At 69.8% G+C, this 15,359-nt stretch carries 20 protein-coding genes; 13 read left to right on the top strand and 7 right to left on the bottom strand.

Annotated features, from left to right (window positions below; translation table 11 throughout):
• Positions 1-116: 116 nt before the first annotated feature.
• Together AC0B9F_RS20390 and AC0B9F_RS20385 are read left to right on the top strand one after the other, a co-directional pair.
• On the top strand, positions 117-1,619 hold the full coding sequence (locus AC0B9F_RS20390; RefSeq protein WP_472004513.1) for an LCP family protein: 1,503 nt from the start codon (positions 117-119) through the stop codon (positions 1,617-1,619).
• A gap of 158 nt (positions 1,620-1,777) precedes the next feature.
• Entirely contained in the window at positions 1,778-2,137 is a 360-nt protein-coding gene (locus tag AC0B9F_RS20385; RefSeq protein ID WP_472004511.1) for a four-helix bundle copper-binding protein, read from the top strand.
• Positions 2,138-2,204: 67 nt separating this feature from the next.
• Here the strand turns inward: AC0B9F_RS20385 and AC0B9F_RS20380 are convergent, their stop codons facing one another.
• Positions 2,205-3,491 carry an LCP family protein gene (locus AC0B9F_RS20380; protein WP_472004509.1) on the bottom strand — a complete coding sequence of 429 codons (1,287 nt, stop codon included), beginning with the start codon at positions 3,489-3,491 and terminating at the stop codon, positions 2,205-2,207.
• A gap of 119 nt (positions 3,492-3,610) precedes the next feature.
• On the opposite strand from AC0B9F_RS20380, the gene AC0B9F_RS20375 reads away from it, so the two are divergent.
• A complete protein-coding gene (locus tag AC0B9F_RS20375) occupies positions 3,611-4,168 on the top strand; it encodes an acyl-CoA thioesterase (RefSeq protein ID WP_472004506.1) in 558 nt (185 codons plus the stop codon).
• A gap of 231 nt (positions 4,169-4,399) precedes the next feature.
• Here the strand turns inward: AC0B9F_RS20375 and AC0B9F_RS20370 are convergent, their stop codons facing one another.
• A complete protein-coding gene (locus AC0B9F_RS20370; RefSeq protein WP_472004503.1) occupies positions 4,400-4,843 on the bottom strand; it encodes an ATP-binding protein in 444 nt (147 codons plus the stop codon).
• Positions 4,844-5,075: 232 nt separating this feature from the next.
• Between AC0B9F_RS20370 and AC0B9F_RS20365 the strand changes: the two genes are divergently transcribed.
• The 7 genes from AC0B9F_RS20365 (at position 5,076) to AC0B9F_RS20335 (ending at position 9,050) form a co-directional block, all read left to right on the top strand.
• Positions 5,076-5,930, top strand: coding sequence for a helix-turn-helix domain-containing protein (locus tag AC0B9F_RS20365; RefSeq protein ID WP_472004500.1), 855 nt, complete (start codon positions 5,076-5,078; stop codon positions 5,928-5,930).
• An 11-nt stretch (positions 5,931-5,941) separates the two neighbouring features.
• The gene (locus AC0B9F_RS20360; protein ID WP_472004496.1) at positions 5,942-6,136 is read left to right on the top strand and encodes a DUF397 domain-containing protein; all 195 of its coding nucleotides are present in this window, start codon (positions 5,942-5,944) and stop codon (positions 6,134-6,136) included.
• Between the two features lie 88 nt (positions 6,137-6,224).
• Positions 6,225-6,416, top strand: coding sequence for a hypothetical protein (locus tag AC0B9F_RS20355; protein ID WP_472004592.1), 192 nt, complete (start codon positions 6,225-6,227; stop codon positions 6,414-6,416).
• On the top strand, positions 6,400-6,933 hold the full coding sequence (locus AC0B9F_RS20350; RefSeq protein WP_472004493.1) for a DUF6879 family protein: 534 nt from the start codon (positions 6,400-6,402) through the stop codon (positions 6,931-6,933). The genes AC0B9F_RS20355 and AC0B9F_RS20350 overlap by 17 nt, the downstream gene beginning before the upstream one ends.
• Positions 6,930-7,760 carry a helix-turn-helix domain-containing protein gene (locus tag AC0B9F_RS20345; RefSeq protein ID WP_472004491.1) on the top strand — a complete coding sequence of 277 codons (831 nt, stop codon included), beginning with the start codon at positions 6,930-6,932 and terminating at the stop codon, positions 7,758-7,760. Before AC0B9F_RS20350 ends, AC0B9F_RS20345 begins: the two co-directional genes overlap by 4 nt.
• Positions 7,761-8,272: 512 nt before the next feature.
• On the top strand, positions 8,273-8,497 hold the full coding sequence (locus tag AC0B9F_RS20340; RefSeq protein WP_472004489.1) for a DUF397 domain-containing protein: 225 nt from the start codon (positions 8,273-8,275) through the stop codon (positions 8,495-8,497).
• Between the two features lie 85 nt (positions 8,498-8,582).
• Positions 8,583-9,050, top strand: a complete 468-nt coding sequence (locus AC0B9F_RS20335; RefSeq protein ID WP_472004487.1) for a hypothetical protein — start codon at positions 8,583-8,585, stop codon at positions 9,048-9,050.
• 221 nt (positions 9,051-9,271) lie between these two features.
• Here the strand turns inward: AC0B9F_RS20335 and AC0B9F_RS20330 are convergent, their stop codons facing one another.
• Complete coding sequence (locus AC0B9F_RS20330; protein ID WP_472004485.1) at positions 9,272-10,429, bottom strand: acyl-CoA dehydrogenase; 1,158 nt, start codon at positions 10,427-10,429, stop codon at positions 9,272-9,274.
• Positions 10,430-10,629: 200 nt separating this feature from the next.
• Here AC0B9F_RS20330 and AC0B9F_RS20325 point away from each other — a divergent pair, with 200 nt between their 5' ends.
• Complete coding sequence (locus AC0B9F_RS20325) at positions 10,630-11,973, top strand: UDP-glucose dehydrogenase family protein (protein WP_472004483.1); 1,344 nt, start codon at positions 10,630-10,632, stop codon at positions 11,971-11,973.
• Positions 11,974-12,058: 85 nt separating this feature from the next.
• Here the strand turns inward: AC0B9F_RS20325 and AC0B9F_RS20320 are convergent, their stop codons facing one another.
• A complete protein-coding gene (locus AC0B9F_RS20320; RefSeq protein WP_472004481.1) occupies positions 12,059-12,565 on the bottom strand; it encodes a CGNR zinc finger domain-containing protein in 507 nt (168 codons plus the stop codon).
• Positions 12,566-12,670: 105 nt separating this feature from the next.
• Here AC0B9F_RS20320 and AC0B9F_RS20315 point away from each other — a divergent pair, with 105 nt between their 5' ends.
• On the top strand, positions 12,671-13,030 hold the full coding sequence (locus AC0B9F_RS20315) for a VOC family protein (protein ID WP_472004591.1): 360 nt from the start codon (positions 12,671-12,673) through the stop codon (positions 13,028-13,030).
• Between the two features lie 41 nt (positions 13,031-13,071).
• Positions 13,072-13,464 (top strand): VOC family protein, encoded by a 393-nt coding sequence (locus AC0B9F_RS20310; protein WP_472004479.1) that lies wholly within the window; start codon positions 13,072-13,074, stop codon positions 13,462-13,464.
• Between the two features lie 97 nt (positions 13,465-13,561).
• Here the strand turns inward: AC0B9F_RS20310 and AC0B9F_RS20305 are convergent, their stop codons facing one another.
• The 3 genes from AC0B9F_RS20305 to AC0B9F_RS20295 form a co-directional block, all read right to left on the bottom strand.
• The gene (locus tag AC0B9F_RS20305) at positions 13,562-14,683 is read right to left on the bottom strand and encodes a dipeptidase (RefSeq protein WP_472004478.1); all 1,122 of its coding nucleotides are present in this window, start codon (positions 14,681-14,683) and stop codon (positions 13,562-13,564) included.
• Positions 14,684-14,799: 116 nt separating this feature from the next.
• On the bottom strand, positions 14,800-15,063 hold the full coding sequence (locus AC0B9F_RS20300; RefSeq protein ID WP_472004477.1) for a Txe/YoeB family addiction module toxin: 264 nt from the start codon (positions 15,061-15,063) through the stop codon (positions 14,800-14,802).
• On the bottom strand, positions 15,060-15,332 hold the full coding sequence (locus AC0B9F_RS20295; RefSeq protein WP_472004476.1) for a type II toxin-antitoxin system Phd/YefM family antitoxin: 273 nt from the start codon (positions 15,330-15,332) through the stop codon (positions 15,060-15,062). Before AC0B9F_RS20295 ends, AC0B9F_RS20300 begins: the two co-directional genes overlap by 4 nt.
• Positions 15,333-15,359: the final 27 nt, after the last annotated feature.

The raw sequence follows: 15,359 nt of genomic DNA, 5'->3' as shown, positions 1-15,359 counted from the left end.
TTACCGCGAACGGGGGACACCGTTGCGCGCCGCGTGAGCGGGTCACCGGGCTGCAGATCGTATGGACCTACCGTGCTCACGGATCCCGCGTACGGCCTCGTCCGGAGGTGTCCTTCTTGTCCACGCCGCTCCGTCCCGCCCCGTCCCGGCCGCAGCGCCGCCCGCAGCCGCCCCGCAGGTCCCGGCAGCCCGCCGGGCGCCGCAGGCCGCGCTGGGCCATGCGGGCGGTGACGACGCTGTCCGTCGTCGTCCTCGCCTCCGCGGGGATCGGGCACGCCGTGATCTCCAGCCTGGACGCGGACATCGCGCGGGTCGACCCCTTCAAGGACATGAAGAACCGGCCCCGCGCGGGCCACGGCATGAACGTGCTGCTGGTCGGCACCGACGGCCGCGACAAGATCACGCCGGAGGAGCGGAAGAAGTACCACCTCGGCGGCGCCCCCTGCCACTGCACCGACACCATCATGATCGTGCACATCTCCGAGGACCGGGACCGGGCGAGCGTGGTCAGCCTCCCCCGCGACTCCTACGCGGAGACGCCCGCGCACACCGACGCCACCACGGGTGAGCGGCACAGCGGGCACCCGATCAAGCTGAACGCGGCGTACGCGGAGGGCGGGCCGCAGCTGACCGTGCGCACGGTCGAGCAGATGACCCACGTGAAGATCGACCACTATCTGGAGGTCGACTTCACCAGCTTCATGAAGACCGTCGACGAGCTGGGCGGGGTGCAGATCTGCACCGCCGAGCCGCTGAAGGACTCCTACACCGGCCTCGACCTGCCGGCCGGCACACACACCCTCACCGGCGGCGAGGCCCTGCAGTACGTGCGTTCCCGGCACATCGACGGCGCCTCGGACCTCGGCCGGATGAAGCGGCAGCAGCGTTTCCTGGCGGCGCTGGTGGACCGGGCGACGTCCTCCGGGGTGCTGCTGAACCCGCTGCGGTTCCGCGACGTGACCCGGGCGGTGCTCGGCTCGGTGCGGGCGGACAAGGGCTTCGGCGCCGACGAGCTGCTGGACCTCGGGCGCGCGATGCGCACCTTCTCGCCGTCGTCGTCGGAGTTCACCACGGTGCCCGTCGGGCAGCTCGGCTACCAGGTCAAGGGCATCGGCTCGACACTGAAGTGGGACGACGCCAAGGCCGCGAAGCTGTTCGAGGCGCTGCGCGAGGACAAGCCGCTCGCCGCGCAGCGCCCGCGCGGCACCGCCCCCGCGCAGGTGGAGGTCGCCCCGCAGCAGATCCAGGTGCAGGTGGAGAACGGCACCGCGACGTCCGGCCTCGGCCGCCGCGTCGACGCCGCCCTCGCCGCGGCCGGCTTCCGCACCACCGGCACGCCGGGCAACGCGGCCCCGGCCAGCAACGCGGCCCCGGCCGGCAACGCGACCACACCCCCCGCGCGCCGCACGGTCATCCTGTACGACCCGCGCTGGGACCGCTCCGCCCGGTCGCTGGCCGCCGCCCTGCCCGGCAGCGAACTGCGCCCGGCGCCCGGCCGGGGCCCGCTGATGAAGGTGATCGCCGGCACCGACTTCCGCCAGGTCCACCCGGTGCGCGCCGAACAGCCGGAACAGGCGGACACAGCGGTGGTGCGGGGCAACGAGGTCGGCTGCGCCTGAGACGGGGACGCCGGGGCGGGACGTCGTAGAGACGCCGAGGCGGGACGTCGTAGGGGCGTCGTAGGGATGTCCGATGGACGCGGGGCCGTGTGAGGCGTACCACGGAAGGGCACGCAACGGGGCCCCGCCCCGGGGCCCCTCGCACCCCAGGAGGAGCCATGACCGAGTCCGCCGCGACCCCCATGAACAAGGAGACACAGGACTGCGTCGAAGCGTGCATGTCCTGCCACACCGTGTGCGAGGAGACGATGAGCTCCTGCCTGCAGCTGGGCGGGCAGGCTCAGATGCAGGTCATGCGCGCGCTGATGGACTGCTCCGAGATGACCCGGATGTGCGCCGACATGATGATGCGGCGCTCGCCGCTGGCCGTCGCGGTCTGCGCGATGTGCGCCCGCGCCTGTGACATGTGCGCGGAGGCGTGTACGGGCGTGCCGGACGACCCGCAGATGATGCGCTGCGCCGAGTCCTGCCGCCACTGCGCCGGCATGTGCCGCACGATGGCGGGCGCGACGATGTGACCCCGCCCCGGCCGACGGCCAGGACACCCCCCTCGGGCGCCCTGGCCGTGTCGAGGTGCCGGTCCTGTCAGTTGCCCGCGACCGTGACCTTCTCGTCGTTGTTCAGTTCGTCGACCAGGGTCTTCACCTTGGACTTGTCCCAGACGAGGTTGCCGCCCCGGGAGCCCGAGATCGGCATGTTCATCGAGGTGCCGTCGCCGCTGTTGACGCCCTTCATCGCGAAGAACATCGAGCCCAGGTCGTACAGGCCCATGTCCTTGTCGACGATCAGGGAGTCCAGGCCCGCGCCCATCGTGGGGTAGAGCTTGAACGGGTTCATGATCGTCCCGGGCGTGGCCACCTGGTGGGCGAGCGCGGCGAGGAACTTCTGCTGGTTCTTCGTGCGCTCCAGGTCGGAGGCGGCGAAGGCGTGCCGGGTGCGGACGAAGGCGAGGGCCTGCTCGCCGTTGAGGGTCTGCTTGCCGGCCTGGAAGTCGGCGCCCGAGTACTTGTCCTTGAACGGCTTGTCGATGGTCATGTCGACCCCGCCGACCGCGTCGACGATGTTCGCGAAGCCGGCGAAACCGATCTCCACGTAGTGGTCGATGTGCAGCCCGGTGTTGTACTCGACGGTGCGCACCAGCAGCTCCGGGCCGTCCTCGGCGTAGGCGGCGTTGAGCTTGGTGTGCCGGCCGGTGGCCGGGTAGGTCTTGCCGGACTGGGACCCCTTGTAGGAGGGGATCTCCACGTCGGAGTCACGCGGCAGCGAGATCAGCGTGTCGCCGTTGCCGCCGACGTGCAGGATCATCATCGAGTCCGTGCGCTTGCCTTCGGCGGACCCGGTGTGCAGCTTCTTCTTCTCGTCCTTGGACATGCCCTCGCGGCTGTCCGAACCGACGATCAGGTAGTTCGTGCCGTCACCGGACGACGGCCGGTCGATGACCTTGGACAGGTCGACCTCGCGGCGCAGCTTGGAGTCGGCCCAGAAGTAGGTGGCGACGCCGGTGACCACGAGCACGGTCGCGAGCGTGATCGCCGTCCACTTGATCCGGCGGCGCCAGTTCGGCGCGGGGCGCGGTCCGCGGCCGGACGGGCCGGCGGGGCCGCGGCCGCCTCCGGCGCCGCCGTAGACCTGGCCGGTGTTGTAGCCGGAGTCGTACCCGCCGTCGTGGACCTCGCCGCCGTCGACGTACGACGGCTGCGGCGGCACCCCGCCGTACTGCGGTGCGGACGGCCCGGGGCCCGGACGGGCACCCGGCGCCGGCCGGCGGACCTGCCGCATGACGCGGGCGCCCTCCGGCTGCGCGCCGGCGCTGCCGCGTCCGTAGCGGGTGCCGCGGTTGTCGTCGGACCATCCCTCGGGCCAGTCATTCATGGGCCCCAGTGTGCCGGGCCCGGCGGTGTGCCTTACAAGGGCCGTCGGTAAATAAGGTCAGCGCTGTTGCGAAGCTGACACAAATCCCCTGGATGTCGGCTCGGCATAAGGTGGACGGCATGACAGATCAGGCCCCCGCCGCAGATACGGACACTCCGGAGATCCCGGGCAAGCCGACGTCGGCGTCCCGCACGACGCTGAGCCACATCATGACCCACAGCGACACCAATCTGCTGGGTACGGTGCACGGTGGCGTGATCATGAAGCTGGTCGACGACGCCGCGGGCGCGGTCGCCGGCCGCCACTCGGGCGGGCCCGCGGTCACCGCGTCCATGGACGAGATGGCGTTCCTCGAACCTGTCCGGGTCGGTGACCTGGTTCATGTGAAGGCCCAGGTCAACTGGACCGGCCGGACCTCCATGGAGGTCGGCGTCCGGGTCCTGGCCGAACGCTGGAACGAGTCCACGCCCCCCACCCAGGTCGGCTCGGCCTACCTGGTCTTCGCCGCGGTCGACGCCGACGGCAAGCCGCGCTCGGTGCCGCCGGTGATCCCGGAGACGGAACGCGACAAGCGCCGCTACCAGGAGGCCCAGATCCGCCGCACCCACCGCCTGGCCCGCCGCCGGGCGATCATGGACCTCCGCGAGCGCCGCGCGGCAGAGGGCTTCGAGGACTGACGCCCGCCGTATGCCGGTGCTGCCACAGCCGCCGGCCTGGCACCGTGTCGGCATGCCCCTTCCTGCCGATCTCCCTCCCGATGCCGTCGTCCTCGTCTTCGACCGCGCGACGGCGGACTGGCCGTCTTCGAGTCCTCCGCGCACGCCGCGAACGGCTTCGGACGGGGCCGCGGCCGGCGGTGAGGGGCCGGCACACGGCGCACCTCGCCCCAGCGGTATCGCGACGCCGGCTCATCCACCCGCCTCGAACCACAGCAGCTTCCCTGCCCGCCGGTCGAGGGGGCCGTCCGCGAGCGCGACACCGCCCCAGCAGTCGGCGTACTCCTGTACGAGCCTGAGCCCGCGCCCTCCCTCCGCGTCGAGGGGAACCGGCGGGACGCGGTCATGGGGCGGCCGGCCGAAGGGCGCCGGAACCCGGGGGTCGCTGTCCCACACCCCGACCCGGAGGCGCCCGTCGGCGAGCGCGGTCAGCCGGAGGGACGCCGGACCGTTGGTGTGCAGATAGGCGTTGGCCACCATTTCGGACGCCAGCAGCTCGACGGCGTCAAGGATCTCGTGCCTGCCGTGGATGCCGAGCGCCGCCCGCACGGTCACACGTGCGACATGTGCCGCGCGCGGGTCGTGCGGCAGACGGAGGGCGTACACCCAGGTGTCCGGCAGGGATACGGTGCGCATGGAAACCTCCGGGAGCAGACAGGGAAGGGGGTGTGGTCTCGCTCAACTGCCGTACTGGGCGGTGGCATTGCCTGGGTTGGTGCGCTTCCGGCTTATGGGCGGGGCGAGTTGGGCGGTACGGGACAACAGTAGAGCCGATGGTTAGATGCATCTAACGGAATCCCCTAAAAGCATCCACGCTTCACTCGTGTGAGGGAGCGCGACGCCGCGTCGCAGTCAGGAAGGAGACGTCGTGCCGCCCACCAACAGCCCCACGCTCCGGCAGCGAAGACTGGGGGCAGAGCTGCGTAAACTCCGCGAGCGTGCAGGACTCACCGCCACCGGCGCCGCCGAACTCCTCGGCGTCAACCAGGCGCGAGTCAGCATGATGGAAACCGGCCGCACGCCGATCAGCGCAGATCGGCTCCGCTCCATGGCGCGCGTCTACGACTGTGACGACGAGAACTTGATCGACGCCCTCGCCGCGATGACGGGCCGACGCACCCGTGGCTGGTGGGAGGAGTACCGCGACCACGTACCGATCGCCCTGGTCGACCTGGCTGAACTCGAGCATCATGCATCCGGGCTCCGTGTGGCGCTCCTGATCCACATCCCGGCACTGCTCCAGACCACGGACCACGCCCGCGCACTCTTCCGTGCTGTGGTGCCCACGATGCGTCAGTACGAAATCGAGCACCGCCTCACACACCGGATGAAACGGCAAGGCGTCCTGCACAGGGTGGACCCGCCCCCGTACACGGCGATCGTGCACGAAGCCGCCCTCCGCATGAACTTCGGCGGTCCGGCTGTCGCCCGTGGTCAGTTCAAGCATTTGCTCGACATGAGTGAACTGCCCCACGTCACCGTGCGGGTGATCCCCTTCGGCACGGACCACTTCCCGACCACCGGGCAGTCCTTCGACTACGTCGAGGGCCCCGTCCCCCAGCTCGACACGGTCCAGTTGGACTCACACCATGGCGCCTGCGAGTTCCTGGACGCAGAAGCGCAATTGAGTAAGTACCGCGCCGTACTGGACCGTATGGAGTCCTGCGCCCTGGACCCGGCCGGGACGCGCGACCTCATCCACCACCGAATCCAAGACCTGTGAAGGAACCGACCATGCAGCGCCTCCGTTGGCGGAAGTCCAGTTACAGCGGCGACGGCTCCAACTGTGTCGAGATAGCCACCACCCCCGCCACCATCCACATCCGCGACTCCAAAGACCCGGCCGGCCCCCACGTCGCCCTGGGGCCCGCCGCCTGGACGTACTTCCTCTCGCACACGGCGAAAGCAAGCCGTGACGGTTTCCAGTAACGGAAACTCGAAGCTCTTGTGAGTAGCCCCTGCCGAACGGGACGATCACACATGACACCTGACCCACAGACAGAAGGAGTGGACAGTGGTGCAACTGACACGGCTGGTGGGTGAGTGTGAAGACGGCGAATGTCCCACGCTCTACGCCACCGACCGCGGGACCCTTGTCGTGCAGGGCGCCCTTCTGACCGAGCACCACGCAGAGATCCCGGCACACGAGGCACTCGTCGAAATTCCCGTTGAGCTGATCAGGAAGGCGGTCCGTGACAACGTCATCTAAGCGCACCCTGAGCGACTGGTTCACCTCGTTCGAGCGAGAGGCCTTCCGGTTGGAAACACTGGACGACTACAGTCAGTCGGGTGGAGTCGACGCCTACCGGTCGTTCCTGGCGGGCCAGGAACCTCCGGAATCGTTCAAAACAGCGTCATGGCTGACGACGGTGGGAAATGCCACTGCAGCCGGCAAGCGTGTCTACCGCGTCCACCTTCTCTCCCGCCCGCTGACGGACTACCTCCGGTTCGAGCTGTCCTGGGGCTATCGGCGGAACCTGGTCGCGGGTGAAGAATTCTTCATTCTCGACACCACCGAGCAGCAGAACCCGATCCCGAGTGCGCCTGACTTCTGGATGTTCGACGACCGGGTGGTAGGGGTCATGTCGTACGACGAGGCCGGGAAGTACCTCGGCAGTGAGCTTCTTGAGGAACACGATCGGCTGGCCACATTCCGGGACTACCGCGACACGGCACTCGCCGATGCCATCCCCTTTCCTGATTGGTGGGCACGGTACGGGGAGTGAACAGAGCTGAACTGGGTTCCGCGCTACGGGCACTGCGGCGGGCAGCCGGGAAGGAGGCCAAAGCCGTGGCCCGTGACGCTGCCATGTCCAGCTCGAAGCTCTCGAAGATCGAGACCGGCAATGTCATGCCGAGCGTCGTGGACGTGGAGCAGATCCTCACAGCCATAGGGGTCTCCCAGGACGTCAAGGCCGAGTACATGTCGGTGGCTCGTGCAGCGGCGACCGAGGCAACGGCGTGGCGGTTGTACCGACGGCTCGGATACCACAGAAAGCAGCAACAGATTCAGGCCATCGAGGCCAGGACCACCCTTCTGCGACTTTTTCAGCCCGCCCTTGTCCCTGGGCTTCTCCAGACACCTGAATATGTACAGGCGGTGCTTGCACGGAAGCAACTCGGTGAAGAGCAGCTTGCACGCACCGTCGGGGCAAGGCTGGCCAGGCAGCGCATTCTCTATGAGCCAGGAAGGGAACTTCGCTTCGTGGTCACGGAATCGGTGTTGCGATGGAAAGTCCTGCCGCCCCTCATGATGGCCGGGCAGCTCGACAAGCTCCTCTCCGTTTCCCGACTTCCGAGCGTTGACCTCCGGATCGTACCGTGGTCGACACCGCAGACGGATTTTCCCAGCCATTCGTTCTCCATCAAGGACGACCGTATGGTGACGGTAGAAACCATCCATGCGGAACTAACTGTGTCCGACCCTCGAGACGTAGCGATGTACGTCGAAAAATTCGAGGGGTTCGAACGGGTGGCGTTGTCCGGTGACGACATGCGGAGTCTGGTTAAGCAGATCCGCGACGGGTTTCTGCGCGAACAGGAAACAGGCTAGAAACTCACCCAGGGCCAGCCGAAGATGGCGCCATGAGGAGCGAAGAGAGAACTACCGGTTCAGTGCCGACCGCAATGGTGATCAGCCTGGTGGACGTGGCGAGCGAGCCGTCTCCCAAGCCTGGTTGCCGTTTCTGTCTCTCCCTGTCTGTCTCTCGTGACAACGCGCGATCCACAGGGGACTTCAGCGGGGTCTCGGACTGCAACGTGCGGCTTCGTCGCCACCAGGCGGAGACGCACGCATGATGGGCGAGAGCGGCCCGGCATCCTTTCGCTGACCGGCCGCTGATGACGATACGGGTGTCCCTCGACTCTGGTCGGGCCGGCTGTGTCCGCAAGTGACGACCTGGCGCCTCTGATCTCTTCAGCCTGGCCGCCCTGCCAGTGAGCGGGGTGCGCGGAGTACGGCAATTGGTCCCAGCGCTGAAGCGCGCCCAGTCCCATGAACTCCCGCCCGAACGGGCGGGCGGCGGTCAGTCATGGCCGCGATCAGTTGAGCAGGAAGGTGCAGTGATGCAGAACGGAACCGGCCTGTACGCGCTCGACATCAGCGGGGCCTCGTTCGCGAAGGCGTGCGGCGGCCCCTGTACGGAGGGGTGCGTGACCCTGGCCCGGATCGGTGACGGCCTCTGGGCGCTCGGAGACAGCAAGCGGCCGGACGCGCAGCCCCTTCGGTTCACCACGGAGGAGCTGGACGCGGCCGGTATCGACCCGGCGCGCTTCAGTCTGAACGTCTGAGCCTCCCCCCTCCCGCCAGTCGGGCCGGGTCCATCCCAAGTCCCTGGGTCCGGCCCGGCTGGCACCTCTCGGACGGGAACGACTCGTGCACCACCACGGCTATCTATGGACCGGCCCGAAAGAGCGCTTCGACCAGGAAGCATTACGACGGCCCCCGCATCCTGAGCCGCCCCCTGCCGGAAGCAGGCCGGAACTGATTCAGCGGTACCGCGAGGTAGCCGCAGAGTTCCCCGCTTCCGATCTGCCGCCACTGGAGACGGCGTACTGGCTGATCAAGCCCCGCTCCTTGGTTCGTGGCACATGGGAGGAGGCGAAGGAGGCCGCGTCATGGCTCGGTGAGCGGCTGGCCGAGTACGCGCCTCGGTACGCGTCAGACAGGGACCGTGACCCTACGCTCCTGGCCCGGCTGGTAAACGCTGCTGCTGGGCAACTGCACTCGGGTTCTGATGTGTCATACGGCTTCTACCTGGAACGTCCCTCGTATCTGTCCCTGGCAGTGGTGGCCTGTTCCCCGAATCGGGCGAACGCTGGACTGGCCTGCCCAGTTGCATGATTCGGTTCCGGCGCGTGCTTGGGCGCCGGCCGGCTGCGCCTCTTCGCCTCGATGCCGGCACCTGGCGCCCACGACCCCGCGGAGCGAGAGCGGACCGAGGTGGCCCAGCGCGGCTCCCATGCGAACGGCCCCCGGCGCGATACCGGGGGCCGTTGTGTCTTCGCAGGTCAGGTGCCTTTCTGGCCGGGCCGTCGCAACAGCGCCTGACCTGCAAAACCCTGCTAGGGAAGGTTCCTCGCCATGACGATGCGCTGGACCTGGTTCGTGCCCTCGTAGATCTGGGTGATCTTGGCGTCGCGCATCATGCGTTCCACCGGGTAGTCGCGGGTGTAGCCGTAGCCGCCGAGGAGCTGGACGGCGTCCGTGGTGACCTCCATCGCCACGTCCGAGGCGAAGCACTTGGCGGCGGCGCCCAGGTACGTGAGGTCGGCGTCGCCGCGCTCGGAGGCGGCGGCGGCCTGGTAGGTCAGGGCGCGGGCGGCCGAGATCTTCATGGCCATGTCGGCCAGCATGAACTGGATGCCCTGGAAGTCGGCGATCGGCTTGCCGAACTGCTTGCGCTCCTGGACGTAGCCCTTGGCGTAGTCCAGGGCGCCCTGGGCGATGCCGAGGGCCTGCGCGGCGATGGTGATGCGGGTGTGGTCCAGGGTCTTCATGGCCGTCATGAAGCCCGTGCCCTCCTCGCCGATCATGCGGTCGGCGGGGATGCGGACGTTGTCCAGGTAGACCTCGCGGGTCGGCGAGCCCTTGATGCCGAGCTTCTTCTCCGGCGCGCCGAAGGAGACGCCCTCGTCGGACTTCTCGACGACGAACGCGGAGATGCCCTTCGAGCGCTTGGCGGGGTCCGTGACCGCCATCACCGTGTAGAAGTCCGAGACGCCCGCGTTGGTGATCCAGCGCTTCACGCCGTTGAGGACCCAGTGGTCGCCGTCACGGACCGCGCGCGTCTTCATGCCGGCCGCGTCCGAGCCCGCGTCCGGCTCGGAGAGGCAGTACGAGAACATGCCGTCGCCCTTGGCGAGCGGGGTCATGTACTTCTTCTTCAGCTCCTCGGAGCCGGAGATGATCACCGGGAGGGAGCCGAGCTTGTTCACGGCCGGGATCAGGGAGGAGGACGCGCAGACGCGGGCGACCTCCTCGATCACGATGACCGTCGCGAGGGCGTCGGCGCCCGCGCCGCCGTAGCTCTCGGGTACGTGCACCGCGTGCAGGTCGTTCGCGACGAGGGCGTCGAGCGCCTCCTGCGGGAAGCGCGCCTCCTCGTCCACCGCGGCGGCGTGCGGCGCGATCTTCGCCTCGGCCAGCGCGCGGACGGCGTCGCGGAGCATGTCGTGCTCCTCGGACGGGCGGTACAGGTCGAAGTCAGCCGATCCGGCCAAGGTCTCTCACGCTCCAAAGACGCTGTGATACTGACGCGATAGCAACGCTAATTACCGTTAAGTAACTCAAATTTTAGAGCTCTGGACGCCGCACGGGAACGTGACCTGGACGACAGAGGGAAAACCGCCCGGTGAGGGCCACGGGCGCGCCCCGGCTATGCTCGGCACGCGCACCGAACGACCTCGACCCGGGAGCACGCATGGCCCTCAAGATCACCGTGATCGGCACCGGTTATCTCGGTGCCACGCACGCGGCGGCCATGGCGGAACTGGGCTTCGAGGTGCTCGGCCTCGACGTCGTCCCCGAGAAGATCGACAAGCTCCAGCGGGGCGAGGTCCCGATGTACGAGCCGGGGCTGGAAGAGCTGCTGCGCAAGCACGTCGCCGGGATCGAGGGGTCCACCGGGCGGCTGCGCTTCACCCAGGACTGGGCCGAGGCCGGCGCGTTCGGCGAGGTGCACTTCCTGTGCGTGAACACCCCGCAGCGGCACGGCGAGTACGCCTGTGACATGAGTTACGTCGACTCCGCGATCGCCTCCCTCGCTCCCCATCTGCGCGGTCCCGCGCTCGTCGTCGGCAAGTCGACCGTGCCCGTGGGCTCCGCCGACCGCCTCGCCGCCTACCTCGTGGAGCACGCGCCGGCCGGCGGGGACGCCGAGCTGGCCTGGAACCCGGAGTTCCTGCGCGAGGGCTTCGCCGTGCAGGACACGCTGCACCCGGACCGGATCGTGGTCGGGGTGCGCAGCGAGCGCGCGGAGAAGCTGCTGCGCGAGGTGTACGCCACGCCGGTCGCCGAGGGCTCCCCGTTCGTCGTCACCGACTTCCCGACGGCCGAGCTGGTGAAGACCTCCGCGAACTCCTTCCTCGCCACCAAGATCTCCTTCATCAACGCCATGGCCGAGGTGTGCGAGGCCGCCGGCGGCGACGTGGCGAAGCTGGCCGAGGCGATCGGCTACGACGACCGGATCGGGCGGAAGTTCCTGCGCGCCGGGATCGGCTTCGGCGGTGGCTGTCTGCCCAAGGACATCCGGGCGTTCATGGCGCGCGCCGGTGAGCTGGGCGCCGACCAGGCGCTGACGTTCCTGCGCGAGATCGACTCGATCAACATGCGCCAGCGCGGGCAGATGGTCGAACTGGCCCGGCAGGCGCTGGGCGGCGGCCCGTTCCTGGGCAAGCGGGTCGCGGTGCTCGGCGCCACCTTCAAGCCGGACTCGGACGACGTACGCGATTCGCCCGCGCTGAATGTCGCCGGGCAGATCCACCTCCAGGGCGGCCAGGTGACCGTCTACGACCCGAAGGGCATGGACAACGCCCGCCGGATCTTCCCCACTCTCGGGTACGCCGGCACCGCGCTGGACGCGGTGCGCGGCGCCGACGTGGTGCTGCACCTCACGGAGTGGCAGGAGTTCCGGGAGCTGGACCCGGACGAGCTGGGCGCCGTCGCGGCGGACCGGCTGATCCTGGACGGCCGCAACGCCCTCGACCCGGAGCTGTGGCGGCGGGCGGGGTGGACGTACCGGGCGATGGGCCGCCCCACCGCATAGCCCGCGCGCGAAGGACGCCGGTTCGGCCGAGGCTCAGTCGGCCGAACCGGCGTCCTGTCGCATTCTGCACCACCGCGCCGCCCCCTCACGTTCCCTTCGCCCGGTAGCGCCGCATCTTCGCGCGCGCTCCGCACACCTGCATCGAGCACCAGCGCCCGCGTCCGGCGGGGCTGCGGTCGTAGTACGCCCAGTGGCAGGTGACGGCCTCGCACGCCTTGAGGCGGCCCCAGGTGCCGGCGACCAGGGCCTCGGCGACGGCGACGGCCACCCGGGAGAGCAGCGGGGCGGAGTCCGCCGGGGCCAGCCGGGCGGAGCCGTCCCGCTCGTCCACGGCGACCAGCAGCGGGGCTGCGGCGAGGAGTTCGCCGAGCGGGGTGACCTCGCGGTGCGGAGGGTGCCCGGCGTGCGCGAGGAGGGTCGCGCGCAGCGACTCGCGCAGTTCGCGGGCGCGCGGCAGGTCGTCCTCGGTGAGCCCGAAGCGCGCCCGGCCCTCGGCCGTGTCGAGCGTGTCGCCGCCCGAGGCGAGGTCCAGGGTGTTGACCAGGGACTCCACCAGGGCGAGCCCTCCGGGCGCGACCGATCTCCCACTCATGCTTGCGACGTTACCTCCTGTGCGGCAGCATGCAGTAACCGTTACTGGTTACTCGCCTCTACAAGTAACCAGATGGGTAACGTCACCGATGCCGAGGAGGACGTCATGGCCGTCGCCGAGCTGGGAGTCGTCGTTCTGGACTGTCCCGATCCCCGCGCCCTGGCCGGCTTCTACGCCGCCGTGCTGGGCGGCACCGTCGAGGACCAGGGCGAGTGGGTGGACCTGAAGCTGCCGGGCGGGAAGCAGCTGGCCTTCCAGGAAGCGCCGGGGTACGTCCCGCCGGAGTGGCCGTCCGCCGACCGCTCGCAGCAGTTCCACCTGGATCTGACCGTGCCGGACCTGGACGCGGCGGAGAAGGCCGTGCTGGAGCTGGGCGCGCGGCCGCTGGACACCGAGGACCGGGCGCGCACGTTCCGGGTTTACGCCGACCCGGCCGGGCACCCGTTCTGCCTGTGCGCCTGCTGACTTGCGCGCCTGCTGAGGCACCACCGACCAGGGAGGTCTCCATGCCCCGTGTGGCACGTCTGCGTTCCGTCGTCGTCGACTGTCCCGACCCGCGGGCGCTGGCCCGCTTCTACGCCGAGATCGTCGGCGGGGAACCCGACGACCAGGACGCCGACTGGGTCGTGCTCCGGGTGCCCGACGGGCCCCGGCTGGCGTTCCAGCGTTCGGAGGGCCACACCCCGCCGGAGTGGCCGCGCTCCGACCGCAACGCCCAGCAGTTCCACCTGGACCTGGACGCCGGCTCGACCTGGGACGAGGTCGACCACGTGGAGAAGCGGGTCCTGAATCTGGGGGCCCGGCTGCTGAAGCGGGAGGAGGGCGACGACGACAACTTCCGGGTGTACGCCGACCCGGCAGGCCATCCCTTCTGCCTGTGCCTGATCCCCGAGGAGTGACCGAGGACCGACGAGGACCGACCGGGGCCGGGGCCCTGCCGTGCGGTCGTTCCGGCCGCGCGGCAGGGCCTGGGCCCTGTCGTCTGGACGACAGGGCCTACCCGTCCAGTTCCTCGATCGTCGCCGCCGACGGCTCCCGGCGCTCCTGCGCGGTCCGCGCGGCGAAGTCGGCGCTGCGGAGCACGCGCTGGACGTTGCCCCAGGTCAGCAGGGCCAGGTCGGCTTCCGGCCAGCCGCGGCGGAGCAGCTCGGCGATGAGCCGGGGGTAGCTGGAGGGGTCGGCGAGGTCCTGCGGGTGGTCCGCGCCGGAGTCGTAGGTGCCGGCCAGGCCGACGCATTCGGGGCCGGCGACGGAGCGGACGTGGTCGAGGTGGTCGGCGACGTCCTTCAGCCGCGGCCCGGTCCGGTCGGCGGCCAGCGGCACCATGCACAGCCCCTTGGCCGCGCCGAGCCGGGCGAGCAGTTCGTCGGGCAGGTTGTCGGGGTGCGGACACAGCGCCCGGGCGCCGGATCGGGTGCACAGCACCGGCGTACGGGACAGCGTCAGGGCGCGGGCGATGGTGGCGTCGGACGCGCCGGAGAGGTCGGCGAGCACGCCCAGCCGGTTCATCTCGCGGACGATCTCCTCGCCGAACCGGCTCAGGCCCGCCTCGCTGGCCCAGCTGGTGCCGGCCAGGGTGACGACGCGGACGCCGAGGGAGTGCAGCACGCGCAGGATCGCGACGGAGTCGCCGAGGGCGGCGGCCGGGGCCGGGCCGGCGATCACCGCGACGCGGCCGCAGTTGCGGGCGTCGATGACCTGCCCGGCGGTGCGGGCCAGGCGCAGGCCCTCCGGGTGGCCGCGGACGACGGAGCGGACCAGGTCGAGCTGCTCCAGCGTGGCGCCGAGCGCGCGGCCGGCGTCCGGCTCCCCGGGCAGGTGCAGGGACCACAGCAGGGCGCCCACGTGGCCCTCGCGCAGCCGGGGCACGTCCGTGTCGACGGAGCTGTCGCCCAGTTCGAGGTCGTACCAGGACAGCGTGCGCAGGACCCAGGACAGCGCGCTGTAGCCGTCGGCGACGGGGTGCTCGGCGAGCAGCGCGCGCACGCGGTCGACGGCGTCCAGCGCGGCGGCGTACGCCTTCGGGAAGGGGTCGTCGACGGGGGCGCCGCCGGGGTCTTCGACAGGCAGGCCGCCGATCTCGGTCGTGTCGTGCAGTTCGTCCTGGAGGTCGGCCATGACGGTCTCCGTACGTCGTGCTCGGCGGCAGAACGGCAGTACGGTCACCGTCGCACGGAGCGGGGCGTCCTTCCTGGTGGACGGGGCGTTCGGGGGTACGCCGGCGACTTCCCCGGTCAGTCGTGGTAGTGGTAGCGGGCCTTGAGGATCTTCACTTCCTTGTCGTCGGCCCGGTAGACCAGCCGGTGCTCGTCGTCGATACGGCGGGACCAGTAGCCGGCCAGGTCGCCCTTGAGCGGCTCCGGCTTGCCGATGCCGGTGAACGGGTCGCGCTGGATCTCGCCGATCAAGCGGGTGATACGGCGCGCCATGCCGCGGTCCGAGCCGAGCCAGAAGAGGAAGTCCTCCCAGGCGTCCGGGTCGAAGGGGACGCTCCTCACTCGCCGCCCGCCAGGTCCCGCAGTTCCTCCAGCGACTTGCCGACGGTGGCGGTGCCCGCCCGGTCACGCGCGACCGCTTCCATGAGGCGCCGGGCGTTCGCCGGGGACCTCAGGAGGTAGACCGTCTCCTGCCAGGACTCGTAGTCGTCGGCGGACATGAGGACGGCATCGCCGCCCTTGGAGCTGATGCGGACCGGGGTGTGATCGTCGTTGACGCGCTTGATCAACGGGAACAGATCCCGGCGTGCCTCGCTGGCGCTTATGGTCATCTGCCGCACCCTCCGTCCAGTCGTACG

It is taken from the genome of Streptomyces sp. NPDC097129 (genome assembly GCF_055668065.1).
This window is presented reverse-complemented; position numbering and strand designations above follow the sequence as displayed.